Annotated in this window: 31 protein-coding genes and 1 pseudogene; 13 read left to right on the top strand and 19 right to left on the bottom strand. The window is 57.8% G+C overall.

Features of this window, described 5'->3' with window-relative positions:
* Positions 1 to 3 precede the first annotated feature (3 nt).
* The 5 genes from fdxA to NKJ17_RS18850 are packed head-to-tail and all read right to left on the bottom strand — an operon-like array spanning position 4 to position 1,999.
* Positions 4 to 342 carry a ferredoxin FdxA gene (gene fdxA, locus NKJ17_RS18870; RefSeq protein ID WP_352689661.1) on the bottom strand — a complete coding sequence of 113 codons (339 nt, stop codon included), beginning with the start codon at positions 340 to 342 and terminating at the stop codon, positions 4 to 6.
* Entirely contained in the window at positions 339 to 743 is a 405-nt protein-coding gene (locus tag NKJ17_RS18865) for a group III truncated hemoglobin (RefSeq protein ID WP_352689660.1), read from the bottom strand. The genes fdxA and NKJ17_RS18865 overlap by 4 nt, the downstream gene beginning before the upstream one ends.
* Before the next feature lie 4 nt (positions 744 to 747).
* Positions 748 to 912 (bottom strand): BON domain-containing protein, encoded by a 165-nt coding sequence (locus tag NKJ17_RS18860; RefSeq protein WP_352689659.1) that lies wholly within the window; start codon positions 910 to 912, stop codon positions 748 to 750.
* Complete coding sequence (locus NKJ17_RS18855) at positions 909 to 1,460, bottom strand: CBS domain-containing protein (RefSeq protein ID WP_352689658.1); 552 nt, start codon at positions 1,458 to 1,460, stop codon at positions 909 to 911. Before NKJ17_RS18855 ends, NKJ17_RS18860 begins: the two co-directional genes overlap by 4 nt.
* An 11-nt stretch (positions 1,461 to 1,471) precedes the next feature.
* Complete coding sequence (locus NKJ17_RS18850; RefSeq protein WP_352689657.1) at positions 1,472 to 1,999, bottom strand: hypothetical protein; 528 nt, start codon at positions 1,997 to 1,999, stop codon at positions 1,472 to 1,474.
* 323 nt (positions 2,000 to 2,322) lie between these two features.
* Between NKJ17_RS18850 and NKJ17_RS18845 the strand changes: the two genes are divergently transcribed.
* From NKJ17_RS18845 to NKJ17_RS18835, 3 genes are all read left to right on the top strand, one after another.
* Positions 2,323 to 2,622, top strand: coding sequence for an XRE family transcriptional regulator (locus NKJ17_RS18845; protein ID WP_352642816.1), 300 nt, complete (start codon positions 2,323 to 2,325; stop codon positions 2,620 to 2,622).
* Between the two features lie 627 nt (positions 2,623 to 3,249).
* Positions 3,250 to 3,714: a nucleoside diphosphate kinase regulator gene (gene rnk / locus NKJ17_RS18840; RefSeq protein ID WP_352689656.1), complete on the top strand. Its 465-nt coding sequence runs from the start codon at positions 3,250 to 3,252 to the stop codon at positions 3,712 to 3,714.
* A 166-nt stretch (positions 3,715 to 3,880) separates the two neighbouring features.
* A complete protein-coding gene (locus NKJ17_RS18835) occupies positions 3,881 to 4,447 on the top strand; it encodes a GreA/GreB family elongation factor (RefSeq protein WP_352689655.1) in 567 nt (188 codons plus the stop codon).
* Positions 4,448 to 4,455: 8 nt separating this feature from the next.
* On the opposite strand, the gene NKJ17_RS18830 is transcribed toward NKJ17_RS18835, so the two are convergent.
* Both NKJ17_RS18830 and NKJ17_RS18825 read right to left on the bottom strand, forming a co-directional pair.
* Positions 4,456 to 5,001, bottom strand: coding sequence for a DUF488 domain-containing protein (locus NKJ17_RS18830; protein WP_352689731.1), 546 nt, complete (start codon positions 4,999 to 5,001; stop codon positions 4,456 to 4,458).
* Between the two features lie 67 nt (positions 5,002 to 5,068).
* Positions 5,069 to 5,914, bottom strand: coding sequence for a LysR family transcriptional regulator (locus NKJ17_RS18825; protein ID WP_352689654.1), 846 nt, complete (start codon positions 5,912 to 5,914; stop codon positions 5,069 to 5,071).
* 130 nt (positions 5,915 to 6,044) lie between these two features.
* Between NKJ17_RS18825 and NKJ17_RS18820 the strand changes: the two genes are divergently transcribed.
* The 3 genes and pseudogenes from NKJ17_RS18820 to NKJ17_RS18810 all read left to right on the top strand — a co-directional run bounded on the left by NKJ17_RS18820 (position 6,045) and on the right by NKJ17_RS18810 (position 9,086).
* Positions 6,045 to 6,707: a 5-formyltetrahydrofolate cyclo-ligase gene (locus NKJ17_RS18820; protein ID WP_352689653.1), complete on the top strand. Its 663-nt coding sequence runs from the start codon at positions 6,045 to 6,047 to the stop codon at positions 6,705 to 6,707.
* Positions 6,708 to 6,838: 131 nt separating this feature from the next.
* Positions 6,839 to 8,404 (top strand): annotated as a pseudogene (gene ctaD, locus NKJ17_RS18815) (cytochrome c oxidase subunit I); the annotation flags it as partial.
* Between the two features lie 61 nt (positions 8,405 to 8,465).
* Positions 8,466 to 9,086: a Tim44/TimA family putative adaptor protein gene (locus NKJ17_RS18810; RefSeq protein WP_352689651.1), complete on the top strand. Its 621-nt coding sequence runs from the start codon at positions 8,466 to 8,468 to the stop codon at positions 9,084 to 9,086.
* Between the two features lie 128 nt (positions 9,087 to 9,214).
* Here NKJ17_RS18810 and NKJ17_RS18805 read toward each other — a convergent pair whose 3' ends face one another.
* The 9 genes from NKJ17_RS18805 to NKJ17_RS18765 all read right to left on the bottom strand — a co-directional run bounded on the left by NKJ17_RS18805 (position 9,215) and on the right by NKJ17_RS18765 (position 16,936).
* Positions 9,215 to 10,036, bottom strand: coding sequence for a universal stress protein (locus NKJ17_RS18805; RefSeq protein WP_352689650.1), 822 nt, complete (start codon positions 10,034 to 10,036; stop codon positions 9,215 to 9,217).
* 205 nt (positions 10,037 to 10,241) lie between these two features.
* A complete protein-coding gene (locus tag NKJ17_RS18800; protein WP_352689649.1) occupies positions 10,242 to 10,538 on the bottom strand; it encodes a hypothetical protein in 297 nt (98 codons plus the stop codon).
* Positions 10,539 to 10,624: 86 nt separating this feature from the next.
* Positions 10,625 to 12,160: an FAD-dependent oxidoreductase gene (locus tag NKJ17_RS18795; protein WP_352689648.1), complete on the bottom strand. Its 1,536-nt coding sequence runs from the start codon at positions 12,158 to 12,160 to the stop codon at positions 10,625 to 10,627.
* A gap of 264 nt (positions 12,161 to 12,424) precedes the next feature.
* Positions 12,425 to 13,081, bottom strand: coding sequence for a fructose-6-phosphate aldolase (fsa, locus tag NKJ17_RS18790; protein WP_352689647.1), 657 nt, complete (start codon positions 13,079 to 13,081; stop codon positions 12,425 to 12,427).
* Positions 13,082 to 13,218: 137 nt separating this feature from the next.
* Positions 13,219 to 13,578 carry a DUF488 domain-containing protein gene (locus tag NKJ17_RS18785; RefSeq protein ID WP_352689646.1) on the bottom strand — a complete coding sequence of 120 codons (360 nt, stop codon included), beginning with the start codon at positions 13,576 to 13,578 and terminating at the stop codon, positions 13,219 to 13,221.
* Between the two features lie 8 nt (positions 13,579 to 13,586).
* Positions 13,587 to 13,805 (bottom strand): hypothetical protein, encoded by a 219-nt coding sequence (locus tag NKJ17_RS18780; protein WP_352689645.1) that lies wholly within the window; start codon positions 13,803 to 13,805, stop codon positions 13,587 to 13,589.
* 42 nt (positions 13,806 to 13,847) lie between these two features.
* A complete protein-coding gene (locus NKJ17_RS18775; protein WP_352689644.1) occupies positions 13,848 to 14,255 on the bottom strand; it encodes a c-type cytochrome in 408 nt (135 codons plus the stop codon).
* A 123-nt stretch (positions 14,256 to 14,378) separates the two neighbouring features.
* A complete protein-coding gene (locus NKJ17_RS18770) occupies positions 14,379 to 16,148 on the bottom strand; it encodes a GMC family oxidoreductase (protein WP_352689643.1) in 1,770 nt (589 codons plus the stop codon).
* A 26-nt stretch (positions 16,149 to 16,174) separates the two neighbouring features.
* On the bottom strand, positions 16,175 to 16,936 hold the full coding sequence (locus NKJ17_RS18765; protein ID WP_352689642.1) for a gluconate 2-dehydrogenase subunit 3 family protein: 762 nt from the start codon (positions 16,934 to 16,936) through the stop codon (positions 16,175 to 16,177).
* Positions 16,937 to 17,123: 187 nt separating this feature from the next.
* Between NKJ17_RS18765 and NKJ17_RS18760 the strand changes: the two genes are divergently transcribed.
* On the top strand, positions 17,124 to 17,975 hold the full coding sequence (locus tag NKJ17_RS18760; RefSeq protein ID WP_352689641.1) for a LysR family transcriptional regulator: 852 nt from the start codon (positions 17,124 to 17,126) through the stop codon (positions 17,973 to 17,975).
* 17 nt (positions 17,976 to 17,992) lie between these two features.
* Here the strand turns inward: NKJ17_RS18760 and NKJ17_RS18755 are convergent, their stop codons facing one another.
* From NKJ17_RS18755 to NKJ17_RS18745, 3 genes are read right to left on the bottom strand one after another with little or no spacing between them, the layout of a single operon-like run.
* Entirely contained in the window at positions 17,993 to 18,922 is a 930-nt protein-coding gene (locus tag NKJ17_RS18755) for a two-component system sensor histidine kinase NtrB (RefSeq protein ID WP_352689640.1), read from the bottom strand.
* A gap of 9 nt (positions 18,923 to 18,931) precedes the next feature.
* Positions 18,932 to 19,456, bottom strand: a complete 525-nt coding sequence (locus NKJ17_RS18750) for a plastocyanin/azurin family copper-binding protein (RefSeq protein ID WP_352689639.1) — start codon at positions 19,454 to 19,456, stop codon at positions 18,932 to 18,934.
* On the bottom strand, positions 19,453 to 19,866 hold the full coding sequence (locus NKJ17_RS18745; protein ID WP_352689638.1) for a DUF5602 domain-containing protein: 414 nt from the start codon (positions 19,864 to 19,866) through the stop codon (positions 19,453 to 19,455). Before NKJ17_RS18745 ends, NKJ17_RS18750 begins: the two co-directional genes overlap by 4 nt.
* Before the next feature lie 415 nt (positions 19,867 to 20,281).
* On the opposite strand from NKJ17_RS18745, the gene NKJ17_RS18740 reads away from it, so the two are divergent.
* The 6 genes from NKJ17_RS18740 (at position 20,282) to NKJ17_RS18715 (ending at position 25,046) form a co-directional block, all read left to right on the top strand.
* Positions 20,282 to 20,914, top strand: a complete 633-nt coding sequence (locus NKJ17_RS18740; RefSeq protein WP_352689730.1) for a PTS sugar transporter subunit IIA — start codon at positions 20,282 to 20,284, stop codon at positions 20,912 to 20,914.
* A gap of 84 nt (positions 20,915 to 20,998) precedes the next feature.
* Positions 20,999 to 21,463: a group III truncated hemoglobin gene (locus NKJ17_RS18735; RefSeq protein WP_352689637.1), complete on the top strand. Its 465-nt coding sequence runs from the start codon at positions 20,999 to 21,001 to the stop codon at positions 21,461 to 21,463.
* Positions 21,464 to 21,524: 61 nt separating this feature from the next.
* Entirely contained in the window at positions 21,525 to 21,986 is a 462-nt protein-coding gene (locus NKJ17_RS18730) for an RrF2 family transcriptional regulator (RefSeq protein WP_352689636.1), read from the top strand.
* A 165-nt stretch (positions 21,987 to 22,151) separates the two neighbouring features.
* Positions 22,152 to 22,295: a hypothetical protein gene (locus NKJ17_RS18725; RefSeq protein WP_352689635.1), complete on the top strand. Its 144-nt coding sequence runs from the start codon at positions 22,152 to 22,154 to the stop codon at positions 22,293 to 22,295.
* A gap of 182 nt (positions 22,296 to 22,477) precedes the next feature.
* Entirely contained in the window at positions 22,478 to 22,741 is a 264-nt protein-coding gene (locus tag NKJ17_RS18720) for a pyocin activator PrtN family protein (protein ID WP_352689634.1), read from the top strand.
* 853 nt (positions 22,742 to 23,594) lie between these two features.
* Entirely contained in the window at positions 23,595 to 25,046 is a 1,452-nt protein-coding gene (locus NKJ17_RS18715; protein ID WP_352689633.1) for a di-heme oxidoredictase family protein, read from the top strand.
* Positions 25,047 to 25,536 lie beyond the last annotated feature (490 nt).

Raw genomic sequence — 25,536 nt, 5'->3', positions numbered from 1 at the left:
TGATCAGTCGCCCAGCCCGGGTTCCGGCGAGAAATATTTCGCGAGCTTGTTCGCTTCGCCGTCGAACGCCTTGGCGTCGACGGGTGGATCACGCTTGATCGCAATATTAGGCCACACAGACGCGTACTCAGCATTCAGCGCGAGCCACCCGTCGAGACCAGGCGCGGTATCGGGAAAAATGGCCTTCGCCGGGCATTCGGGCTCGCAGACGCCGCAGTCGATGCATTCATCGGGATGGATGACGAGCATGTTCTCGCCTTCGTAGAAACAGTCCACAGGACAGACCTCCACGCAGTCCATGTATTTGCATCTGATGCAATTGTCAGTGACCACGAACGTCATGCGCCGTTTCTCAGCCATGGCCGATCAGGGCGATAGAACAAGAACAGCTTCAGACTTTCGGCAAAGTGGGCGGCCTTCAGCCAACAGAGTCCCGCAATCTCGCTGTCCAGCAATTCGTCACAACTGTCGCCAAACAAGGCGAGGCACCGGTCGAACAGACCGATCTCCAACCCACCCATGTGCTTGAGGACCGCGACGAGAGTTCCGTTGTAGTACCCGGTGGTCTGCATGACCGAGGACCAGAAATCGTACATCTTCGCCAGTTGCGTTTCCCAATCGCCAGCAACGACGCGCTCGAAAATCGGCCCGAGTTCTGCGTCGGCGCGGATCCTGCCGTAGAAGGAGTCGACGAGTAATCGAATCTTCCCTTCGGAAATCGGGGCTGTCTGCGTCAAGGGCATAGCGCTAATCCGACTCTTCAGACACGCCGTAGGTCATATCGAGCGGAATGCGGTGATCATCGATAGCCCGCACGCCAGCGATGTTTTCAGCCAGAATGAGCGAAGCTTTCCGCTCCTGCTCCGAAAGGTAAGCTCCCCAGAAGGTGACCACGCCGTTGGTCACGGTCACGTCCGGACTTCCGGTCGAGGGCGCCATGATTCGGATCGCAAGGCGTCTAGAATCTCCAGTCTGATACTGCTGTCGTCATGCGAGACCGGAGCGCGCCAACCTTTCCTGGCGACGACTAGGGCTCGCACCAGATTGGCGCGACTGACGATCCCCACGACCTGTCTGTCGCGCAGCACGGGAACACGCTTGATCCGATTGTGTTCAAGCAGGGTTGCGATCTCGACGACTGGCGTACTCTCGACCACCGTCGCAACTTGCATTGTCATGACGTCGGTCACATGCGCGGAATGAGACTTAACGTAGCCTTCCGCAAGATCGGCGTTGTTGGCGAAAAACCGAAGCCACCAGGAACGACCCTGCGGCGCCGTACCGATCTCCACCCGGCGGATCAAGTCTCCTTCACTGACAATACCCAGCAGCGCACCTCGATCAATCACCGGCAGGGCGCTGATCCCGTGAGGCAGGAGAATATCGGCGACCTCATCCACTGTACTGTCAGGCCCTACCGCGATGACCGGTGACGTCATCACGTCCTTGGCGATCAGCATTTCGTTCTCCTTCACCTGTCTGCAGGCGGCGGAACCGGCGGCAGGGTCCTTCTAGAGCCTTGCCCGTTGTGTGACAGACCAGCATTGAGGCTGATCGCGCGATAGAACTCCCTTGCATGGAAAGCATAGGCTTCCAGATCGGCCGGATCGCCAGCGAACAGTCCCATGTCCTCGGCTTTCCAGAAGAACCAGGGAGCGGGTAAACCAGGTTCGAGTGCCTTCACGGCAACAGCCGCAAGCAACGGCAGGCCTTCGGCCGCATCGTCGTCCATCAGTTGTTCGAGTGCATCACGGATCACGCCTGTTGCGTCGGAACCAACCATGCTCTCGGCGAGTCTTGCATAGGTGATCGGCAGCCGGGTCTGTGCTTGCAGGAGCAGTTCCTCGCGCAGCCGTGTCTTGAGGGCATTGTCATCCGAAGGAGTGATTGGACCGCGGTCATCTACGTCGAGGCGGCTGGCAGATACCATTCGCCCGACCACATGATGCTGAACCCTGCCGGAAAGTATTCTGCCGAAATCGTGTTCAAGCCTGTCCATTATCATCATTGCCGAGCCCAAGGTGCCCTTCGCGCGATATCGCCAAGAACTCCCCCTGGCGTTGAGACCTGCTGGCTGGCACCCAATCTGTCAATTTCGCTACGTGTGAGCTTCACTCATCCTTATCTGCAAGACAAACGAAGTTTATTGCCACTTTAGCACAATTATTTTGCATCAGAATTTCGATTGCGGCGCGTGACGCAGCCTTCCCTTTTCGAATTCGATATGCACTTTTGATTGGGTTAAGCCATCGCACGCCGGAGTGTCCTGGCTTTCAGCAAGCCGCGATTTCGGCCCCGAAAGCGGTAGCAGGAGATTTTACGATGATCACTGGTGCTCAATGCCGTGCCGCTCGCGCGCTGGTCGAATGGACCCGTGACAAGCTCTCCGGCAGTTCAGGCGTGGATGCTTTGGTCATCGAGGAATTCGAGCGTCGGATCAGCCTTCCCGACCAGGATGTCTGCGACACGTTGCAAACCGCGCTTGAAAACGCCGGCGCCGTTTTCATTGCCGAAAACGGCGGCGGTATCGGCGTTCGTCTGAAACTCAACCGCTCGGAAGTCAGGCGGATCGGCGTTCTGGAGAATGAGGGTGGCATCGTCGGAACAGACGCCGTTCCATAGACTCAAGGTTTTCGGGCTCGATGAATTCATGGCCACAGCCCGTGGCTCGACAATCCAGAATTCGCATTGGCTGGACAATGCAAACAAGGGAGGTGGCCGTCATGACGGTTATCTGGGACGCTCTAACTGAGGAGGAGCAAACGGCACTCAAGCGAATGAACCGCGGGCCTTACCCATCTCTATCAAAAGCCTTGGCCGAACGCCTTGTCTTCCTCGGATTGGCGGAAGAAAGACCGAGCGGGACCGGGATAAACAGGGCCGGAAGAGAGCTGGTGATAACTACGCTGCTTGGTGCTCGCCCTGACTAACTTAGGGTTGATGCCCGCAAAGGTGCACCGAGGTGGCTGGCTTGACTTCCCGGATTGCTTCACCAACTATGGTCTTATGAACGCCGCAGTCAAAATTCATCGCGATTTTCTTTTCCGGGTTTGTCCCATAGCGGGAATGTAGCCCCCGGCTCAGTTGCCATACGCCCTGAGCCGAGGGGCGGTGCGTTAACCCACATGGGATGATCCGCAGGGCCGCGAACCTCTGGGGCATTGGCGTTTTCAGCAAGTTTTCCACGAATTGACTCAGTTCCGGCACCCTTGGTGGGCGGCTGGTCCGGGCAGAAGCACGAGTATTCAAATGCAAGACAACACGAAAACCCGGCGCAAGCCGAACATCCGCATCTCGCATTCGGATCATGCGCGTCTATCGGCGCTTGCGAGCACTGTGGCTGTGCGAAATCCGGAGGCTTCCGATGAACTGCTCGCCGAACTCGAGCGGGCGCGTATCGTCGCCGATGGTTCTGTCTCCGCTGACACCGTCCAGATGGGTTCGTCGGTGACGTTCAAGCCCGACACGGGCGACGCCAAAACCGTCACGCTGGTTTTTCCGGGCGACGCGGATATCTCCGAAGGCAAGGTTTCGGTCCTCACGCCGATCGGCACGGCCCTGATCGGCCTCTCGGCTGGACAGTCGATCATGTGGACAGCGCGCGATGGGCGCCGGCACGAACTGTCGGTGCTTGCCGTAGGCCAACCTGCTGCGGAAGGCGATGCAGTCGATCGGCGCGCACCAGCGTCTTCGGCGATCGCGGCGGACGCCTAGACATGGGCGTTTCCATCCGTCTCCTCAATCACGCAGGCAGCCTGATCGAGGGAGTGTGACCCCTGCGCCGGCCTATCTTGGTCCGACACAGGGGTAGCTTTCCACACCCGATCAAAAAAGCTTGACGCCGGATCCCTTTTTCACAGGGCCGGCTTGGAGATGCACCATGCCCACTATCGATAGCTACCAACTGACCACCAAGGACTACACGATTCTTGAAGTGATGCAGGAGCGCCACTCTGCTCGCGACGATCCCTTCTCGGCTATTCTTCAACGCAAGATTTCGAGCGCAGTTGTAATGTTTCGGGAAGACATCCCGGCAACCGTCGTGACACTCAGCACCCGCGTGGCTTATCGGGTGAACGACGGCCCTGCCGAAACCCGCATCGTCGCACATGACGAGATGCGCGGTCTGGTTGGCATGCTTTTGCCGATCACCAATCCGCGTGGCCTGGCACTGCTAGGTCTGGCTGAAGGTCAGTCCATGTCCATTCCGACCACGGACGGCGGCCTAGAAACGCTGACTGTACATGAAGTGGTCTATCAGCCCGAAGCCGCAAGGCGCGAGAGATTGAAGCTGGCGGGGGGTGCAGCGCCGGGCCCGTGGCGACCGGGCGGACCGGTTCTGCGCGTCGTCCATCATTCCGATGAGCTGCTGGACAAAACGAAAAACAAGGTTGTGGCGGCAGCCTTCGATACCGAGTTCGACGACCCTGGTCCGTCGGCCGCCTGAGAGTTCGATTATTCCGAAGGCTGTGCAGGCGGGTAGACAAGCGTTCCGTCGTCCCGTGCCTTCACGCCGTCGGTGAGTTTCGCCGGTTCAACCTTGTCATGGCCCAACAGATGAAAAACGGACTCGCCGCGGCTGATCAGGTAGTCCGCGACGATCCTTCTATGACAGCGCCACCAGAGCGTTTCCGCGCACATGACAGCGCACCGCCGCTGCCTGCCGAGGGCCACAAGCCGATCCAAGCCGCCAAGAAACTCCGCCGACAGCGCGTAGTCGGCGTAGTTGTGAAAACTCTGGTTGATCCAGAATGCGTTGAGCGTCGGTGGAATGTCGTGCGCCTTGCCGCGCAGGCCGCCGAGTTCGGCAATGTGCTCATATCCGATGCTGAACGCCGCCAGGCTTTCCGGAAGTACCTCGCTATTGAACTGCGGGTTCGTCCGCGATCGCCGGATGGTCCTTATATCGACCACCAGTGCGATCTCGCCAACCCGCAGCAGGGCGACGAATTCGGCAATCGACCGGGTCGAGTGACCGATGGTGTGGAACGGGTAAGGCATGTCGGTCAGTCCGTAGCGATCCATCCTTCCAGGCACTCGAACCGGGGCTTCGCGCTTGGAAGGACGATCATTTCACAACTTGCTTCAGGCCGCGTAACGCCTCCTGCACGTCGACTCGCGCTTCGCTTGCTTCCGGATAGACTGCATAGGCCGGATAGGTGAATTCCGGTGCGCCTTCCACGATCTCGAGCTGCCCCGCCTCGATATGGGGAGCTGCGGCGCCCCTGCGGAAGTAACCCATTCCGCCGGCGCGCAGGATGTAGCTCAGCCCAAGCGGCCCAAGGCCGACCATCAGTCCCGGCTCGCCGAAGGCAGAGGAACTGGCATCATGCTGGGCCGCAAACAGCGGCCCCCAATCGACATAGACATAGTCCTTGGAGCCGACCGGTCCCCCCTCTCTGTCCGTGGTCCGAACCAGGACAAGCTGCTCCTCGACGAGAAGCTCTACCCTGAAACCCGGTAAAAGCTTCGGCGCATAGAGCACCGCAATGTCCAGAACGCCGGTCCTGAGCTGCTCGAGGAGCTGGTCCGGCACGCCGACCTGGGCTTGGATGGCGATTTCCGGCCTGGCCTTCTTCATCCAGACCAGCCAGTCGAGAAGCAGTGGGTTCCATAAGCTGAGCTCTCCGCCCAAGGCAACGACGCTTGTCCGTCCCGATGGGATGGCGAGCTGGTGCCGTGCCCGTTCCCAGATTTGCACGAATGACTGGGCGAACCGCTCGAACTCCCGGCCCGCCGGCGTCAGCTGCGCGCCATTGCGGTTGCGGATGAAGAGTTGACGTCCGAGCTCTTCCTCCAGCGTACGTATCCGCGCGCTTACCGTGGTCTGGGTGACGTGGAGCCGGTTGGCAGCTTTGAGAAAACTGCCGGAATGAACGATTTCCAAAAACGTGCGAGCGCGGTCGATATCCATACTAGTGTCCGGTTCAGTGCAATAATCTTGCATCAATACAGCATTTAATTCCGTTTGCCTTCCTGTTTTACGCAGCGCACCGTCCATGAGGGCGAGATGGTTTCCACTGCAACCGTCAACGGAGCGCGCAATGTCTGATCAGGAAGATGTTTCCTTGGAAACGCGAGAGTACGCCTCTCCTCCGTGCTTCATGCACGAACTTGTTCCGGGATATGGCACCGACTCCGTTGTGCAGGAAGCCTGGCCGGATGTGTGTCGATGGCGCAGGGCGGAGCGCAAGCGCCTGATCGACGAGCGTCTTGCCGTCGACGCCGAGGAACGCGCCGCAAGATCTTCACGCATCGCTTCCGCCCTCGACCTGGCTGTCGGCCGGGTGAGCGGCCGCATCGTCAGCGGCTACTGGCCCTTTCGAGGCGAGCCGGACCTTCGCAACTGGGCGATACGGGTGATCGAGCGCGGCGGGCGGATCGCGCTGCCGGTCGTCATCAAAAAAGGCTGGCCGCTGGAGTTTCGTATCTGGGGACCGGGAGACCCGCTGGAACGCGGCATCTGGAATATCCTTGTCCCGTCACACGGGCCATCGGTCCAACCGGATGTTGTCATCGCGCCGGTTGTTGGTTTCGACCAGGCCAACTATCGCCTGGGTTATGGCGGCGGCTTCTTTGACCGGACGCTGGCCGCCGCGCCGAACCGTCCACTCGTCGTCGGTGTCGGTTACGCCGGCAGCAGGATCCAGACCATCTATCCGCAGCCACACGATATTCCGATGGATGTGGTCGTCACGGATGAATGAATGAGCGCGGGCAAGACCTAGCCTCCGGTGATGGCGGATCGCAGATGCCGTTCATCGTTGAGTCCGTCTGCCTGCCGGCAATGAAGAGCAGGAAGCACATCATGTCCAATCCAGCCACGACCTTGGATGATCACAAGCCCGGCTTTATCGTCCGGTGGCTGTTCTCCACCAATCACAAGGATATCGGGACGCTTTACCTGTTGTTTTCGATCATGGCCGGGGTCTTCGGGACAGCGCTTTCGGTGTTGATCCGCATGGAGTTGCAGGAACCGGGTTTGCAGATATTTGGCGATCCGGGCGTCTACAACGTCGTCGTCAGCGCCCACGGACTGGTCATGATCTTTTTCGTACTCATGCCGGCGCTGATTGGTGGCTTCGGCAATTGGATGGTGCCGATCATGATCGGTGCGCCAGACATGGCTTTTCCGCGCTTGAACAATATCTCGTTCTGGCTTTTGGTGATGTCGTTTATCCTTTTCATCACCTCGATGTTCGTTCCAGGAGCACCCGGCACGCTCGGCCATGGCGGCGGCTGGACGCTCTATCCGCCCTATTCGACCGACGGCCAACCCGGTCCCGCCGTCGACCTCGTCATCCTGTCGATCCACCTGTCGGGCGCCTCGTCGATCCTCGGCGCGATCAATTTCATCACCACCATTTTCAACATGCGCGCCCCGGGCATGACGATGCACAAGATGCCTCTGTTCGCCTGGTCGATGCTGGTCACCGCGTTCATGCTTCTAATGTCGCTGCCGGTGCTCGCCGGCGCCGTCACCATGCTTTTGACCGATCGCAATTTCGGGACGACCTTCTTTTCACCATCCGGCGGTGGTGATCCGATCCTCTATCAGCATCTGTTTTGGTTCTTCGGCCATCCCGAAGTCTACATCATGATCCTGCCTGGCTTCGGCATCATCAGCCACGTCATCTCGACCTTCGCGAAGAAGCCGATCTTCGGCTATCTCGGCATGGCCTATGCAATGGTGGCAATCGGCGCGATCGGCTTTGTTGTCTGGGCACATCATATGTATACGACCGGCCTGTCCGTAGACACCCAGCGCTACTTCGCCTTCGCTTCGATGGTCATTGCCGTTCCAACCGGAGTAAAGGTGTTTTCGTGGCTGGCGACCATGTGGGGAGGATCGATGGAGTTCAAGACACCGATGCTCTGGGCTCTCGGTTTCGTCCTGCTCTTCACTATTGGCGGCGTCACCGGCATCATGGTTGCAAGCCCTGGTATCGACCGCTTGTATCACGACACTTATTTTGTGATCGCCCACTTCCACTACGTGCTGTCTTTGGGCGCGGTCTTCGCCATCTTCGCCGGCTTCTATTACTGGTTCCCGAAGATGACTGGCTACATGTACAGCGAGACGCTGGGCAAGCTGCATTTCTGGCTGATGTTCGTCGGCGTCAATCTCGTCTTCTTCCCACAGCATTTCCTCGGTATGGCCGGCATGCCGCGACGCTACGCTGACTATCCCGACGCTTTCGCTGGCTGGAATTTCGTGTCGTCCATCGGAGCCTACATTTCAACGGTCGGACTCGTCGTCTTCTTTGTCACGGTTGCGGAGGCCTTCACCCGCAAACGTCAAGCTGGCGCCAATCCATGGGGCGAAGGGGCGACCACGCTCGAATGGCAGCTGCCGTCGCCGCCGCCCTTCCATCAATGGGAGAAGCTGCCGCGCATTCTCTAGCTTCGCCTCCTGTTCCAAATCAGCGCCAGCTGTCACTTCGACATTTTGTCGGGAGAACGACATGAACGAGACCACAGATCCAAACCACCAGATCCTGCTCGTGGCGATCATCGCGTTCTATTGGGCATTGCTGGGCAGTTGGGGCCAACTTCTACCCCGCTCAGGCAACGACAAGGCCAAGCGGGACGATGCGCCGACAGAGCAACGAACCGGCAGTATCGACGACACATCCTGCGCGGACACACGCTTGGATGCGATCCGAGAGATCGACCCAAATTTCGACCTTGCGGCGTTTCTGACCGGCGCCAAGATGGCTTATGAAGCTATTCTGCGCGCGTATGCGGACAGCGACATCCCAACGTTGAAGCGCCTCGTCGGGCCGGAAGTGCTCGATATCTTTGAACGAGCGATTGCCGGGCGCCGGGATCGGGAGGAGATGCTGCAACTCACCTTCATCGGCACGAACGAAGCAAAGGTCGTCGACGCTGTTGCGGAGAATGGTACCGCTGAGATTGCCGTTCGCTTCGTTTCCGACGTGGTCAGCGTTACACGCGCGGCTAACGATGCGATCGTCGCCGGCGATCCCCAGCAGATCGTTGAGGTCATCGATACGTGGACGTTCGCCTGTGACACCCCGTCAACAAAGCGCAATTGGATGTTGATCGCCACGGAAGGCGAGTAACGAGTGAATGCTCATCCGATGCCTGCCTGACAGCCTTGTCAATATAGATGGGCGGTCAACCCGGAGCGCTCGAGCCGCGCGGAATTTGCAGGTTTTGACAATGCGCATTCACGACTTGCGTATCACGATCAATTCGACATGACCCGGTTCAGTCGATCATTTTCAAGCAGCGAGCGCGTAGCACCGCCAAAGATCCACTCCCTAAACCTGCTGTGGCCGTAGGCGCCGGATATGATCAGATCCGCATGCATCGCATCGGCCACATCAGCGATCGATCCACCATCAGATCTTTCCTGAAACACGTCAGCCTTCGCCCTTACGCCGTGGCTCGAAAGGAAGGCGACGACATCGTTCAGGCTGTTCCAGGTTTCATCGGTCGCGTCATCTTCGATCGTGATTACACGAACCTCCTGAGCCATTTGCAAAAAGGGCATGGCATCAGTAACCGCACGCCTGGCTTCACGCGTATCCTTCCATCCGACAAGAACCTTGTTGATGCGGAAATTTTCCTGGTTGGTCGAGGCGACAAAGACAGGCCGTCCTGCTTGAAGGATCAGGTTGCCGAGGTCGGTGGAACGATGAACGTTGCCAGAAGACGCGCCCTCGGGCGACGCCGTGACGATGAGATCGGCCACGCGGGCCGCCTCGATCAGCAAGCGGGTCGGATTGCCCACAGCCCCCCGCCATTCCGTATCAACCGTTGCGCCAGCAAGAACTTCGAACTCCGCGCGGAGGTCCTCAATTCGTCGCTCGATGTTCTTCCGCTGGTGCATCATGCTCTCGCCTTCGAAGGCCACCCCTCCTTCCATTACGACAGGCGGCGGAACGTCGGCAGCCGAGAGACCGACCAGACGCGCATCGAATCGCTGGGCCAGATCGACACCGAGCTTGATAACAGGAGCGACCATACCGTCGATGTCGAGATTGAGAACGATTGACTTGTAGCCCATTGGGTTTTCCTTCCATGGATTGGAGATGATGCCGGCTCGGCAAAGGGGAAACGTCAACAGACGCCCTGCCGCGAAACGCGGCTTCGCAATGCGGACAACCCTCAAAAGCCGGAGGTCTGCCTCGCAAAGTTTTCGAAAAACTGGTGACGAACGATCGTTGTCGTGAGAAGCGCGCCGGCCGGCGTGATCGTGAAGTCCCCTGGCCCTACTCGAACATAATCCGAGCGGTACCTCTTTTGGCAATCAACATTCTCCGAGCTTCCTGGACCCGCTCAGCCTGTTGTTTGGTATAGGGCCCCATCGGCCGCGTCTTTTCATCGCCGCGACGGACCCGGCAGTACCAGTGGCCGCTGTCCGAGAAGATTTCAACCGAGGTCGGCGTCTCATCGGACGCTTCCCTGGGAGCCTCCTTGGCGAACTCGACGATCTTTGAATAATGCTGAGCGGGCGCAACCGCGGGAAAACCGTTGGTAGTGTCAAGTTCCTGTTGCACTGTGGACATAAGTCGAACTCCTTTCGGTCACGACGACGCACCGCTCCGCCATTCTGGTTGCGCTCTCTCCGGATCGCGGTGCCGGAGAGCGCTTATTAGATTGCCATTTGGCGCTCCATTTCCAACTCCGCCTCCAGACTTTCGACGTCGCGGAAGATCGACGCGACAGCCAGCGTGCGCCCTTCGTGCTTGAAGCGCACGAGACAATCCTTGGCGGCAATGTCACCATCGACCGCAATCTCGTCCCAGCGCTCGGCATGACCGACGTAATTGATTGGGATGTCGTAGTGTTGGCTCCAGAAGAACGGCACGGCGGCGTATTTCTCACGCTGTCCGAGCATGTTGAGTGCTGCGGTTTGCCCCTGCCTCTCGGCAACCACCCAATGTTCGACCCGAATGTTCTCGCCACTGTGAGGATCTGGCCATCGCGCAATGTCGCCAGCCGCGAAGATTCCGGGTGCGCTCGTCTCCAGAAAGGCGTTCACGGCGACACCGCGATCGATGTGGAGCCCAGCCTTTTCGGCAAGCCCGATCCGCGGTCGCACGCCGACGCCGGCGACGACGAAATCCGCCGCCAGAGTACCGCCGCTGCTAAGTTTCACCTTCCTGCCGTCGATGCTAGCCGGCGTGTTCTCAAGATGGAATACGACGCCGTTCTCCTCATGGAGTGCGCGGATGAAGTCGGCCATTTGCGGACCGAGGACCCGTTCCATAGGCCGTTTATCCGGCGCCACGACGTGAACTTCGATATCGCGCGAGCGCAGGGCTGCGGCAACTTCCAGGCCAATGAAACTGGCGCCAAGCACGATGGCACGGCGCGTAGTCGTGGCTCGCTCGATGATCGCCATGCAATCTGCGAAGGAGCGCAGAGTGTGAACGTGTGGCTGGTCGGCGCCGGGTATGGTCAGGCGCACCGGTTCGGCTCCGGTTGCAAGGAGTAGCCTGTCGTAGGGAGTCCGGGCTCCGTCTGCGAGTACGACTTCGCCAGAATGGGCATCGATGCTAGTGACGTTCGCGTTAAGACGCAGGTCGATGTCGTTCTTTGAATAGAAGCTTTCCCCACGCAGCGGAACCCACTCCGCCGGCGCCTTGCCGGCGAGGTAATCCTTGGAAAGATTGGGACGATCAACGGGCGGCGCTTCGTCGTTGCTGAGCATGACGATGCTGCCCTGATAGTGTTCGCGCCGGAGTTTTTCGGCGGCTGCGAAACCAGCCGCGCCGCCGCCGACAATCACGATTTTCTTGGGGACCTGGCCGGAGCCTCCGGTGCGTGGTTTCGGAGTTGTTCGTTTGAGTTTCTCGCCGACGAATATCCGGCCATCCCGCTGTTCGACGGCCCAGCAGGCTAGAGGATTGAAGGCAGGAGCGCGCAACGCTTCGCCCGTTCGCAGATCGAAGCACGCGTGGTGCCAGGGACACCGGACAGTATCCTCCACCACGAGACCGTCAGCGAGCGGCCCGCCGTAATGTGTGCATGTCGCACTGACCGCGAACACCTCGGTGCCCCGGCGCACCAGCAGCACCTGGTCGTCGCCACATCGGCCGACAAGCTTTCCGCCATCAGGAAGGTCGGACAACGCGATGCCCTGGGCCAGATCCGGTCCGACTGATTTGGTATGGCCTTCAGTCATTTTCTTCTCCCTTGGCGATCTGGTGTCAAAATCGCTCGTACGGCGAAGCGGCAATCCCCGCTACTTCGGGATACCTTCTGCCTGGCTAGCGGCCTTCAGATTCTCAGCACCATTTGCGCCAAATATTCCGACTACGTCACGGATTGGGCTGAGGGGTTTTCACGCAGCAGCTTCCCGCCATCGCCGGTATCATGCAAACGAATTTAATCGGTAATTGAGTGCAATTTTTATGATGGCTTTCCTCTGCAATTCCACTGCGGGCAATTAAATGATCGCTTGCCCCGTCTTACCCCAGTCGGCGAGAAAGGACTCGAGGCCCCTGTCAGTGAGTGGGTGTTTCGCGAGATTTCTGAGCACCGCCGGTGGCACGGTCGCGATATCGGCGCCTGCGATTGCCGCCTGTTTGACATGGAGAGGCGTGCGAATTGAGGACGCCAGGATTTGCGTCTTGAAGGATTCGTCGTTGTCGTAGATCGTGCGGATTTCTCGGATCACTTCCATGCCGTCCAGACCGAGATCATCGAGCCTGCCGACGAACGGCGAAATGAAGGTAGCGCCTGCCTTGGCGGCGAGCTGTGCCTGGTTGGCTGAAAAGCGCAGGGTGACATTGACCTTGTGTCCGAGCTGACTGAGCGCCCGGCAAGCCCTGAATCCATCCCAGGTGGATGGCACCTTGACGGCCACATTGGCGGCAATGCTGGCCAAACGCTCTCCCTCGGCGATCATGCCGTCGAAGTGGATCGCGGTGACTTCCGCTGAAACCGGGCCCTCGATTGTCTGGCAAATCTCCTTGATCACATCCCTGATCGGTCGGCCGGTTTTTGCGATAAGGGACGGGTTCGTCGTCACCCCATCGAGAACGCCAGCGGCAGCAAGCTCGCGAATTTCAGATATATCGGCGGTATCGACAAAGAATTTCATTGTTTTTCTCCCAAAATGAACGCGCCCAACGATGATTGGATGAATTTTCCTTGGTTTGGTTTCCGGAGTTGTCGCTGTCGTGATCGCACGCCCTATGTCTTTGAAGGCAATGGCAGTGCAGGAGCGACGTGACGTCTCTACCGATGTCTCAGCAAAATCTCTCTAAGGACGACGGCATCGTTGTGGGCCTCGTCATGAGCCGAGTAGACGAGTGTGACGGCGCCCTGCCGTATCAGGTCGCGCAGTGGGTCGAGTTCATCGCGATGCTCATGGATTTCCGCCGCATATCGCCGGCGAAATTCCTCCCAACGGGTTGGATCGTGTCCGAACCATTTCCGAAGCTCGGTGCTTGGCGCGAGTTCCTTCATCCAATAGTCGATGGCGGCCTCGGTCTTCTTGACCCCTCGGGGCCAGAGCCGGTCCACCAACACGCGTGTGCCATCGTTGGCGGCAGGGCTCTCATATGCCCTTTTCAATTTTACTGACTGGTGAAACATTTTTTCGCTCAGCGAAGCCCTGTCCTGTCCGTCTCCGTATCGTCAACAGCATCGAGTAGCCCGGAGAATTCGCTTCTGATGATTGCCTGGTCGGCTGCATCCGACACGAACACGAAGATGCCGCGATATCGCTCGATCCAGTGTTTGCCAGCCCCATGACTGCGCAGGTAGTCGCCGACCTGATGGATCGTGGAATACCCCAAGCCCTGATGCAGAAGGAACTTCATACAGGTTGTGCTTTGCAGCCGGTACAGGTCGCCCCGTCTACCTCAGGGGCTGACCTTCTGACCCTGAGCGTTGAATTGTTTCAGGTAGGCGATGACGTCGGCGATTTCCTGGTCCTTGCTGAGACCGGCGAACGCCATCTTTGTGCCGGGCACCAGTTTGCGTGGCGCGCGCAGATAGGTCGTCAGTGTCGGTTCATCCCACGTCAGACCCGAATTCTTGTTCGCCGATGAATAGCTGTAATCGGGATACGCACCGGCCGCTCGGCCGACAACGCCGTTCAAGACCGGACCTACTCCGTTCTTTGCGTCAGGGCCGACCTTGTGGCAGGCCATGCACCGTTTGAAAACGACGGCCCCGGCCTCGGCATTGCCGGACGATGTGTCCTGCGCATGGGCCGAACCGACTGCAATGAGAACCGCGGTCGCCAATCCAAGCATGGTCGATTTCATGTTTGCTGCCTTCAATGAGCACGGGTTGGTCCTGGCTGAACCGGCCCGGCAATGGGTTCGAAACACATCAAGTCTGCCGGATCCGGATCCAAGCCGCCGGATCCGGATCCGACTGAGGTCGCTTCAGGAGGGAACAAGGGAGCCGGGGTTCTTCAGATACTGGTTCTTGATCGCGTCCACTGCCCAGTAGGCAAGAGCACCTACCGGTCCGGTCGGGTTCTTCCCGGCGTTCTGGGGAAACACGCAAGCGCCAGTGACGAATACGTTCGGGACATCCCAGACCTGAAGGTATTTGTTCAAAACGCTGGTGTTCGGATCGGCTCCGAAGACTGCCCCGCCTGTGTTGTGCGTGCTTTGATAGGGCACGATCGAATAAGGCACGGGGGGAATGCTCCGATCGACCTTGGTCGCACCCATCTCCTTGGCGATTGTCACGCAGATGTCAGCCTGACCGTTCATCTGCTTGACCTCGTTGTCCTGGAAATCGAACGTCATCCTCATCAGTGGACGCCCAAAGACGTCGGTGTAGGTCGGATCAAGGCTGAGATAGTTCTGTCGGTAGGCCATCACGGCGCCTTGATTGCCAACGCTGGCCGCGTGGTCATAATTGTCGACCACTGCCTTTTTCCAGTCGGAACCCCAGCGCGGCGTGCCGTGCGGGGTTGGATGCGACTGGATAGGCCGGGCGCCCGAGTTGCTGCAGCTGATCCCGCCGCCGCCGATGTAGCCAGCCTTCACGAAATCGTAGTTGTCGCCGTTGAAATCATCCATGCAGGTGCCGAGCGCGCCGGCCCCCATGAAGCGATTCAGGACGGTCTTTTTGTCGAAGAAGGCGGTAGCTCCACCACCGCACTGATAGGCATAGTTGCGGCCGACCACACCCTTCCCCGTTGCCGGGTCATAGGGTACGCCAATCCCCGAATGCAGCAGCAGGTTGACGTTGCCGAGCGCATAAGCCGAGAGGATAATGAGGTCGGCAGGCTGTTCGAATTCGCGCCCGCGTGCGTCGAGATAGGTGACGCTGACCGCCTTCTTGCGGGTCGAGTCGAGATTGACCTTCAGCACGATCGAGTTGGTGCGCAACTCGAAATTCGGGTTCTTCACCGCCAGCGGAATGACAGTGAAATGCGGGCTCGCCTTGGCATTCGCCTCGCAGCCGAAACGTTCGCAGAAGCCACAATAGTGACATTGGCCGAAGGCCACACCATCGGGATTGACGTAGTCCCGTGCCGCGTTTGACGAGGGATTGGGGAAAGGGTGGTAGCCGAGATTGCGGGCCGCCTTCTCGAACATCACCATGCTCTGCGCAGCAATCATCGGTGGATTGGGGTACTCGTCCTTTCGCGATCCCTCGAAGATGTTGCCGCCATCGATCTTCCGGCCGTTTATATTGCCCGCCTTGCCGGAGGTGCCGCAGGTTTTTTCGAACTTGTCGTAATAGGGCTCGAGGTCGTCATAAGTGATCGGCCAGTCCTGCAGGTGCATATCCGCAGGGATGATCTTTTCGCCGTATTTGTCGACCGTCCGGGTGCGCGCCTGATGATCCCATTCGAGCCAGCGCCAGGTCACGCCGTTCCAGTGCACGCCGGCGCCGCCGACGCCCTGGCCGGGCAGGAACGAGCCGAGTTGACGCATCGGCAGCGCCGTTTGCGATTCACTGTTGCGGAATGTGATGGTTTCGCGCCGCACATTCTGCATGAGATCGTGGCGGGCGGCATACCGCAGTTCGTCGTGGATTTGTGGATCGATGAAGTCCGGATTGGTATCGCGCGGGCCTCCCCGCTCAAGGGCGACGATTTTCAGCTTGGTCGAGGCGAGCTCCTTGGCGATGATGCCGCCCGTCCAGCCAAGGCCGACAATCAGGACATCGACAGCGTTGAGTTTGGTGGCCATGTTACAGTCTCCTCTTCTTCCGTCGACTAAATGAGATCCTGGATGCCCTTCGGTTCAGCCGTATAGGGCTTGTTCCGAAACGGCTCGATCTTGTCCATGTACATGGCGTCGGCGCCTGGGAACCCGATCATCTTCCAGGCGGCGCTGTCCTTGTTCCCGCCATACATCGGGTCGGCGAAGTAGCCCTCGATCGTGAGTTGCAGCAGAAGCCCGAAGAAGGGTGCGGTCGGCACGGTTGGAAGCTCGACCTTCTTGCCGTCGAGTTCGGTCATGACCGCGGCGCGATCTTTTTCCGATAGGCCGTTGAAGGTGCTCTTGTGGTTCTTCTGCACATAGGCACTGACGTCGGCGATGCCGGCCCGAATCAATTCCGATGGCGTCATCGGCAATTGATAGCCTTGTTCTGGCGTGCCCTCGCCGAACGGCCCTTCCAGATACAGCCGGTCGCCCTTGCCGTATCCGCCGGCCATTTGCCGATCGATGTAGATCGCAACGCCGAGTTCCTTGGCGCCGGGGCCGGTTGAATCGCTGGGAATGAGGGTATCGACCGCCGCCTCGACGAAGGCGGATTCGTTGACATTGAAGAATTCGTAGCCCGAGTCCCCAGCATAGGATTTCGTGGCGTCGGTTACGTGATGGAGCGGTTTGCCGGCCGTCGCGGCCACCATTTCGTCCGCCGATGCGGATCCTCCAAGCGGTAGTGTACTCGCGGCCGCGCCAGCCGCGCCGAACAGCTTCAGAAAGTCGCGACGCCCCACGTCGCCTTGACTCTTTTCTCTCGTCGACATGATTTCTCCTGTGACGCTGCGGGCAAAACGATGTGTGAGGATGGAGAGAGCTTGCGCCCGCTCCAACCGGCGCTGCGCAGCATCCAGCGCTAGGCTTGGTGGAATTCTTCGAGCCTAGAGCTGGAGGTAAGTATCTAGCAAACGAAATTGATTGACATTTAAACGCAACTTTTATGCTATATGTTTTATGGACATTGAGCTTGCGCGTACCTTTATCGAGATCGTTTCGACAGGGAGTTTCATTCGGGCCTCGGAGCGCCTGAATGTCGCCCAGACGACCGTTAGCGCACGAATCCGCAACCTCGAGCAGCAATTGGGCCGGGCGCTTTTTGTTCGCCACAAAGGCGGAGCTTCGCTCACCCCGGCCGGTGAGCAATTTCTGCGCCACGCCCCGATGTTCGTCCAACTATGGCAACGCACCCTTCACCAGGTTGCCGTGCCCCCGGGACGCCGAGCTGTTCTGACGGTCGGCAGCGAAGTCAGCCTTGCGCAACCCCTGCTGCTCGATTGGGTCCGATGGATGCGCGGCTCGCTTCAGGATATTGCACTTCGAGTACACGTCGATGTGCCGCAGGATTTGATCAATCAGGTCGCGTCGGGAATGGTCGACTTAGCTATCATGTACGCGCCCCCGCACAGACCGGGTTTGAAGATCGATCTGCTTCTGGAGGAAAAACTCGTCCTTGTGACTACCAATTCCGAAGCGCGCCTGCTGGACGAATCCGATTATGTTTATATGGATTGGGGGCCGGATTTTGGACTTCACCACGGGATGAATTTCCCGAGTGCCGCGCCGGATCTTTCTTTCGATCTCGGTCCGCTCGCACTGAGTTATGTTCTTGCGACTGGCGGCTCCGGATATTTCAGGATGAGTTCTGTGCAGCCTCACTTAGAGGCCGGCCGGCTGCACCTTGTGCCTGAAATGCCGCAGTTCTCCTATCCGGTTTATGCGGTGCAATCTGCAAGTGCGGACGAGAGCGTAGTAGGTCCTGCCTTGGCAGGATTGCACTCCGTCGCACGCGACGAGCCGAAATTGTAGGAACTCGTGTTGGACGTTTAAGTGCCCGCTTGGATTGATGGGAATAGAAGGTCGACTGTCGTTCCGACCCCTCGTTCACTCGTAATGCGGATCTTGCCGCCAACCATCTGCGCTAGTGCCTGCACTTGCGACATCCCTATCCCGGTGCCCTTCTCACCCTTCGTCGTGAAGAAAGGATCGAACACCTTTCGCAAGACTTCCGGAGGCATGCCGCAACCGTGGTCTTTGACGCGAACGCATGCGTAGGTACCCGGCCCGGGCGGGTCAGGTGTCGCGGTCGTCTGCACAAATCGCTCAGTGGTGACGTGGATCTCCCCGCCATTTGGCATCGCATCTCGTGCGTTCATGACGAGATTAAGCACTGCGCTGTCGAAAAGTGCGGGATCGATCAAGCAGTCTGGGACATCGGAGCCAAGCTCCAGCTTGACGCGGACATCAGGTCCCGCGCCATACCTCAGGAAAGGTTCGAAAGACCTGAGGAACTCATTCAAATTGCCAGCGTGGGCATCGAGTTCCTGGTGCTTTGCAAAGCCGAGCAACAGCGACGTCAATTCGACCCCTCGATCGATCGCTTCCCGCGCTGCGGCAATATAAGCACGCACGCTTTCGGGCTCGTGGGCTCTTCTCTCGGCGAGCCCGAGCCCAGCTTCGATTACTGCCAGGAGATTTCTGAAATCATGGGCAATACCGCCTGTCATCCCGCCCAGCGCCGCAAGCCGGTGCGTTGCACGCTCGCGTTGCTCGGCAGCTATTCGGACATCGAGAGGCGTGTACGGCACCTGGGTGCGCGCGTCGCGTTCCGCCTGAGATGACGTTTGAGTTTCACACGGAAACACGCAGCCTGCCATGAAAGTCGCCCCTAGGTCACTGACGACACCCAAGAAACTCGCGCTCCCATTAGCATCGTCGTATTCGGTCCCATTTGTGCTGAGGGCTGTGCCTTTCATGCGCATGATCTAAGTGCGCCGGACGACCCTTTTCGCCATGATGTCGTCGACAGTCGGGAATGCCTTGAGTGCCTCCTCCGGTAGGTCGCCATTTGCTCCGATCAGTTCAGCCCAGCCATGTGCCTCTGGTTCTCCGACGATAATACGGCCGACCATTCCGGCATGCTCATGCGGGATACAATAATAGTCGTAGACCCCCTGCTCGGTGAAGGTAACCGAAAAGGTCTCGTTGGGCAGGAGATAGTTGGAATCCCACGGTTTTGCCGCTTTGGGCATGCGAAGCGGTCGCTCGAAGTTTGCCGGATTGTACGCCGTGGTCGTGTGCGAATTGCCAGGATTGAGATTGGTCCAGCGGACCGTCTGTCCTGGTTTGATCACAATGCCGATCGGGTCGAACCAGACTTGTGAACCGTCCTCGCGCCCTTGCATCTTGATTTCGACCATCTCGCCAGCCCACCCCGACAGAGAAGACAGGGAAAGGGCGGCGGCAAGACCGCCGCCCGCACCCAGTATCTCACGGCGCGTGAGTGTCATTTGGCGACCCGCGCCTCGTCTGCGGCTGAGACATGCCACAGCACCACGTGGACATGCGGCTCTTCGACCCCAGGATGGCCGGCATTGTAGTAGACGTCGACATGGTCGACATTGCCGCCGGTCGCAGCGAGGTTGTCAAAACGCTTGTCCGGATTGAGGTCTTTGATCGGCAGCATATAGATGGTGCTGACAAGCTTGCCTTCGTGATCATCGGCAAGGAACGGACCGGCCGGCAATGTCGTAGGATCGACAAAAAGTTGGCCCATGCCGGGTAAGAAGTCGGGCAGCTTCACAAGCTTGCTGACCTGTTGGTAAGGCGCGGCTGGCGGGGATTTTGTGACCTCAGACGCCGCCATGGCGCAAAGCGAGCTGGCCATTGTCACGACAAGTGCGAGGGCGAGTCTTTTCATCACGGTATCTCCTTGTTGAACTAAAAAACCGCGATGGCCGAAGATCTGGAAGAGGTAAAAAAATCCGATTTTTACTTGCTGGCGCGGCCTGTTCGCGTCCAGCCAGCAAGCAGGAGACTGTTCTGATCGTCAAACGAAATTAACTGGCATTTCAGTGCATTATTTCTGCTATTCGGGTGCGCACCTGTTTGCTTGATTTCGAAAAATCTTTCACTACCTCTGTATTGCTATGAATATGTTCCGCCTCGATTTCCGGCAGCCGAGACTCCTCAAAACGGGTCATTAGCCCGGACGCGGGAAAGCCTTGGCTCCGCGTCCGGGACAGCAAGCATCTCCACACCTCATCTGCCCTGCTTAACCAGTGCGGCTGAACGCTGATTTGCGATCGCGTTTGGATCGCTTGGAGTTGACCCTGATGATCTCCCCCGCCTTGTCAGAGGAAGACATTTCGCTTGACCTTGCGACAAAGGGAAAGCAATCAGCCTTATCAAAAATCGCGATCAGGATTGCGCGAAGAGCCGGGCTTGACGAGCAGGCGGTTCTCCGTGGTCTCTTCGACCGCGAGGATTTCGGCTCGACGGGCATAGGTCGTGGCGTCGCAATCCCCCACGCTCTACTGGGTATGATCTCTTCGCCTGTCGCGTCTTTGACACGCTTGGCCCAGCCCGTCGATTTCGGCGGCCCCGACGACGACCCCGTCGACCTCATTTACACTGTGCTCTGGCCGCGCTCTGCCACTTCCGCCTTCCTCCCTGCCCTTTCGCAAATATGCCGGGTGCTTCGGACATCTCAAGTTCGGGAGCGACTCCGACAGGCACAGTCATCCGATGAGGCGTTGGCGATTCTCGAAACTGAGCCGCTTCCGACGCATACTTGCCGCGTCGGGCCTGGCGTCGTGATACCTAAGCAGTTCAGCAATGCCTTTCAGTGGCGCGGCACCAACCGCGGTCAACTAAGAGGTTCGTCACCAGCGGATTGGGCCAGGCAGATCTGCTTCAGCTTCGGATTCCACTTCATGAGTGCTTTGTCGCGCCATAACATAGATTGACAATGTATCTTTTATGTCGCATGTATCAAGGAGCGAACCCAAGGCTTGAACCCGCTCGCATTGGGGAAAAGCAGGAGCGTCCAGATGAGTGAGAAAGGTCGGAGTAGGAGAACTATCGTCGTCGACGGCGTCCCGTTGCCGGACGTGCTCGACGAGACAATGATCCTCGGCGTGGTCCACGGTTTTTATGACGAAATTCGTCGTGATGACATTCTCGGCCCCATTTTCCAGAACGGGATTGAGCCTGACAAGTGGCCGCAGCATCTGGCGAAGATGTGCGACTTCTGGTCTGCGACGCTACTTCGGACTTCGCGATATGAAGGCCGGCCACTACCGCCACACCTGGCCATAGCCGGTCTCGGCGAGGCGCATTTCCGTCGCTGGTTAAAGTTATTTCGCGCAACGGTACGCCGCATTTGCCCGCCCGAGGTGGCAGCGCTCTTTATGGAACGCGCGTTGCGCATCGCTCACAGTTTCCGTCTCGCGGTCGCCTTCAGCCGTGGCGAGACTACAATTGGCATCGAACCTATTGCCGAGAAAGACCTGTGATGCCGAATTGGTTTGTTAGTGGTTTCCATAACAGCACGCCAACCTAAGAGAGCAATCACCGGTGAGGCTGACCAACTTCTCGGACTATGCTTTGAGGATGCTGATGTACGCGGCCTCCGCCGGCGATCGCCTGATCACGATCGAGGAGACTGCTCGCACCTTCAAGGTGTCGAAGACACACCTCAACAAAGTGGCCAATACCCTGACACGCGGCGGCTACCTGAAGGCGGTCCGCGGCCGTTCCGGCGGTCTTGTTCTGGGGCTCCGGCCCGAGATGATCCGAATCGGCGATGTCATACGGCTGACCGAACCGGATTTCGCGGTTGTGGAGTGCTTCGCCACGGGAAACCAATGTGTGCTCACCGGCTCCTGCAAGCTTTCAAGCATGTTTGGCGAAGCGATCGCCTCTTTCCAGAGCACCCTTGACCGCTACACGCTGGCCGACGTCACTCTGATGCCTCAGGATTTCCTCGGCAGGCCGTCACCACTCCAAATTTCCGGCGTGGCGCAAAGCGGCGGGTAAGGTCGACATCGATCGAAGACAAAATGTTGCGCCGCTAAGGATCAAGAGCCGCACCATCTTGTCGCCGATCGATTGGAGAACGGAGCAGACAGTCGTCACAGTCACCTACGCAAGCGTTGCCCCTTTTGCCGTCGCATGCCCATTTTTCTCGCACGGAGACGAGCCATGATTGAACCAAAGAAGAACGATAAGGCGATAACAAAGCAGTTTGACTCTGGTGTCGAGCCGGACAACAGTCTGTTGCCGATGCTGATCGGCGGCCTTGTATTGATCGTCATCGGCGCGATCATAGTCATGATGTTCGTCTAGTTTCGGAATGACTTAGGCGCCGCTCCGCAGAAATCACATTTTTTCACTGCGAACCTGCTCGCCGCAGTTTCCTTGCATGCGCTTTGAACGACCGCGCTATCCATTTGGCGTCGATTGCTCCAATTGAACTTTGCTGCAACCCCGTTGATCATCCCTCGAATGGCTGGCGGCGAGCGAAGAAATTGAACACACTCTTCTTACTCATGGCGCAGTATGAGGGACGCGTGGTTGTCCCCGTTGAGACCGTGTGCAAGGATTATTTTTCCCACCTGACGCTCACCAAGTTCTTACGCAAAGTGAGCATTGGAGAAATTGAACTTCCGCTAACCCGAGCAGAACGAAGCCAGAAGAGTGCCAAAGGCGTTCATCTACAGGACCTAGCTTCATACCTCGATAAGCGCCGCGAAATCGCACTGTCTGAAGTGCGTGCCTTCCGACGTGGCTAATGTTCGCGGCTTCTTTGCGCTAGAGTTTAGCAATCCTATTTGACCGACAGGAGACCTGAGCCCTTAGATCTCCTCCAGATTTTAATAGAGCACGACGTGGCTGAGGGAGGGATGCCGGGGTCAGCAGATTAGTGCCTCCGAGATAGCGAGGAAATTTCAATCGACGCCGAGCAAGACCGGCGCACGAGCGAACGAATAGATCCTGTCACGCTTACGCCAACGGTGGCACGCGGATGACAGATTCGTCCTGTGCGTGGCCGAGCTGCGTGCGTTCGGCAGCTACATTGAGCCCGACAAGGCCGACCTGGCGGATCTCGATACGCCTTGCGGTTGAGGTGAAGCCTGGGTTCGTCACCAAGGATGTGACTGGCTTATCGAAGCGTTCGCAGCGTAGCTTCCCTGGCATCCAAGCTTGGAACTTCCTGGAGTTCCTGTTCCTGCCGCGGAAGGTCGTGCTGCGGATACTGAAGAACCAATCGCCTTATCTGTCGCTTCATCCGATTGAGGATATGGCGAAAATTGGAGTTGTGGGAATGAGGATTTTCCCGATCCAATCGTCGACTTAAGACGATCATTGCGGATAAGTTACACTCGTTATAACCTCGGAATGCTTAAGGATTAACCGTCTTAGTCTGGGAGGTCCCTAATTATGCCCCATCCCCGTACGCTATTCGTAATGTTACCTCTGCTCACTCTCGGTGTCCCCGTCCTCACTCACGCACAAGAAAATCTGCCGGCAGCTCCCGGACCAGAGCAGCCTACAGCTGCACCAGCTACAGCCAATATGGCACCACCCGGATTCAGCAACTTAGACAACGGAAATCACAGCAATGGCTTCGCTCAGGATAGGTTTTTGGCCGACAAAGCCAATTTTGAGGATGTCGAGGAGATAAAAGTTGATCCAAAGGATCCAGAGAAGAAAGGAGGCCTAGGGCCGGTTTACAATGCGACCAGCTGCGTGAGCTGCCACCAAAACCCTGTGACCGGGAGTTCTAGCCAAATCTCAGAGATACGAGCTGGCGGCAAGGATAAGGATGGCAACTTTGCCGAGCCCTTCGGGGGATCTTTGATCCATCAACGCGCAATCGACGGGGAAATCCAAGAACATGTCCTTGCTGACGAAGTTGTTCGTACTTTGCGGATGTCGACCAACACGCTTGGGGACGGGTTTGTTGAAGTTATTCCGGATAGCGAACTGATAGCCAATTGCGAGAGTCAAAAAGGGAAGCTGCGAGGATTACCTATAGCCCGGCCGGTCGCAGTGCGCGTGAAAGCGGTGAATGAGGCGGGTCAGCCGAAAGACTTCGACCTCGCTATGCGGGTCGGCCGATTCGGGTGGAAGGACCAACATGCCTCGCTCCTGAATTTTAGCGCTGATGCCTACATCAATGAGATGGGCATCACTAGCCCCCTACAGCCAACGGAAAACTCGTCGAACGGACAGAACGTTTCTTCCTTTGACCGGGTGGATGACCCGGAGGACAAGGCAACATCGAAGGATCCCGCCAAGATACCGGTTAAACACGAGGATTTTGAGCACCCCTTTGGAGAAGATGTGGAAGCCTTCGCTGAGTTCATGCGCTCTACCGGGGTTCCCCCTGCCCGAATCGAAAATGCTGACGTTCTCAAGCGGGGAGAGGAGGTATTTGATGCTGTCAATTGCGTCGCATGCCATCGAAAACAATATACCACACCGCCCGCTGGCTCCTTAATTGTTCCGCTCTTCCCGAAAAAGGCGGGTGCAATTGGGACCGACTTTGCTGAGAACAAAGTACCTGAGGCGCTAGGGGGAAAAGTTATTCGGCCGTTCAGCGATTTTTTGATGCATAATATTGGAACAGGCGATGGTATCGTGCAGGCCCAGCACGCGCAACTGCCGGCTATTGGGGTTGAGTCTTTTCTAATTGACAGGGTATTCCGCGAAGCTCCCGATTTCTTTTCTCCTGATGTCGTTGATAAACTGAAAGAGCTTACCGGAATCGAGGCGAACGTAACTGTACCAGCAGGTGATGCGTGTCATCCAAAGGTAGTGTTACCCCAGAACTCTCGTTTGATGGCTGAGAGTTTTGCTGGTCGACGATCGCTTCGAGATGTGAAAATTGACCAGACCACTGCGAACATGATTAGAACTGCTCCGCTCTGGGGGCTTCGACTCCGGCCTCAAATGCTCCACGATGGCCGTGCGTTGACAATTAGAGACGCAATCCTCGCTCATCATGAGGATGCTCAAGAAGTGACGGATGCATTCAACAAGCTGAGCGGCGACGACGTGCAAGCACTCTTGGCGTTTTTAAACTCGCTTTAGGAGGCGCCTCTTATTTCGTTATTTTATGAAGACCATTCCAAGCCCGTTGCCGCTCCCCTGCGGTAGCGGGCTTCTTTGTTGAGGGGCACGGAACGGGTGCGCACCTTCGGCATTCAGGCGATATGCCAACAGAATTGCCCCGGCGTCGCGTTGCCCGCAATGTACCCTGCGGACCGAGTACAACAACAGTACAACTTAGAGCGATTCCTACCGCTTAGTTGTTGAATACACGTTGCTTTTCGCGATGTCCAGTCCAGTCCATCATAGGCGCCGTGGCAATTATTCGCTCTATCATATTAATTTCATTATCTTTTTTCTGTCTCAGTCCGTCCAATATCCCGTTGGAAAGACTGGGAAATTTGGCGACATTTGTCTATCCAAAACGCAACCGATGTTACGATTTTGGATACCCTCCGGCGAAGGCCGCCTTGCGAGAGGACGGCACGGTAGCGAGGCTGCGCTCTTAAGGTCGCCCTTACGAGCGAAGTTA

It is taken from the genome of Mesorhizobium sp. M0208 (assembly GCF_040322015.1).
Classification (GTDB): Bacteria; Pseudomonadota; Alphaproteobacteria; order Rhizobiales; family Rhizobiaceae; genus Mesorhizobium.
The sequence above is the reverse complement of the archived record's forward strand: the minus strand, read 5'-3'. Positions and strand labels throughout refer to the sequence as shown.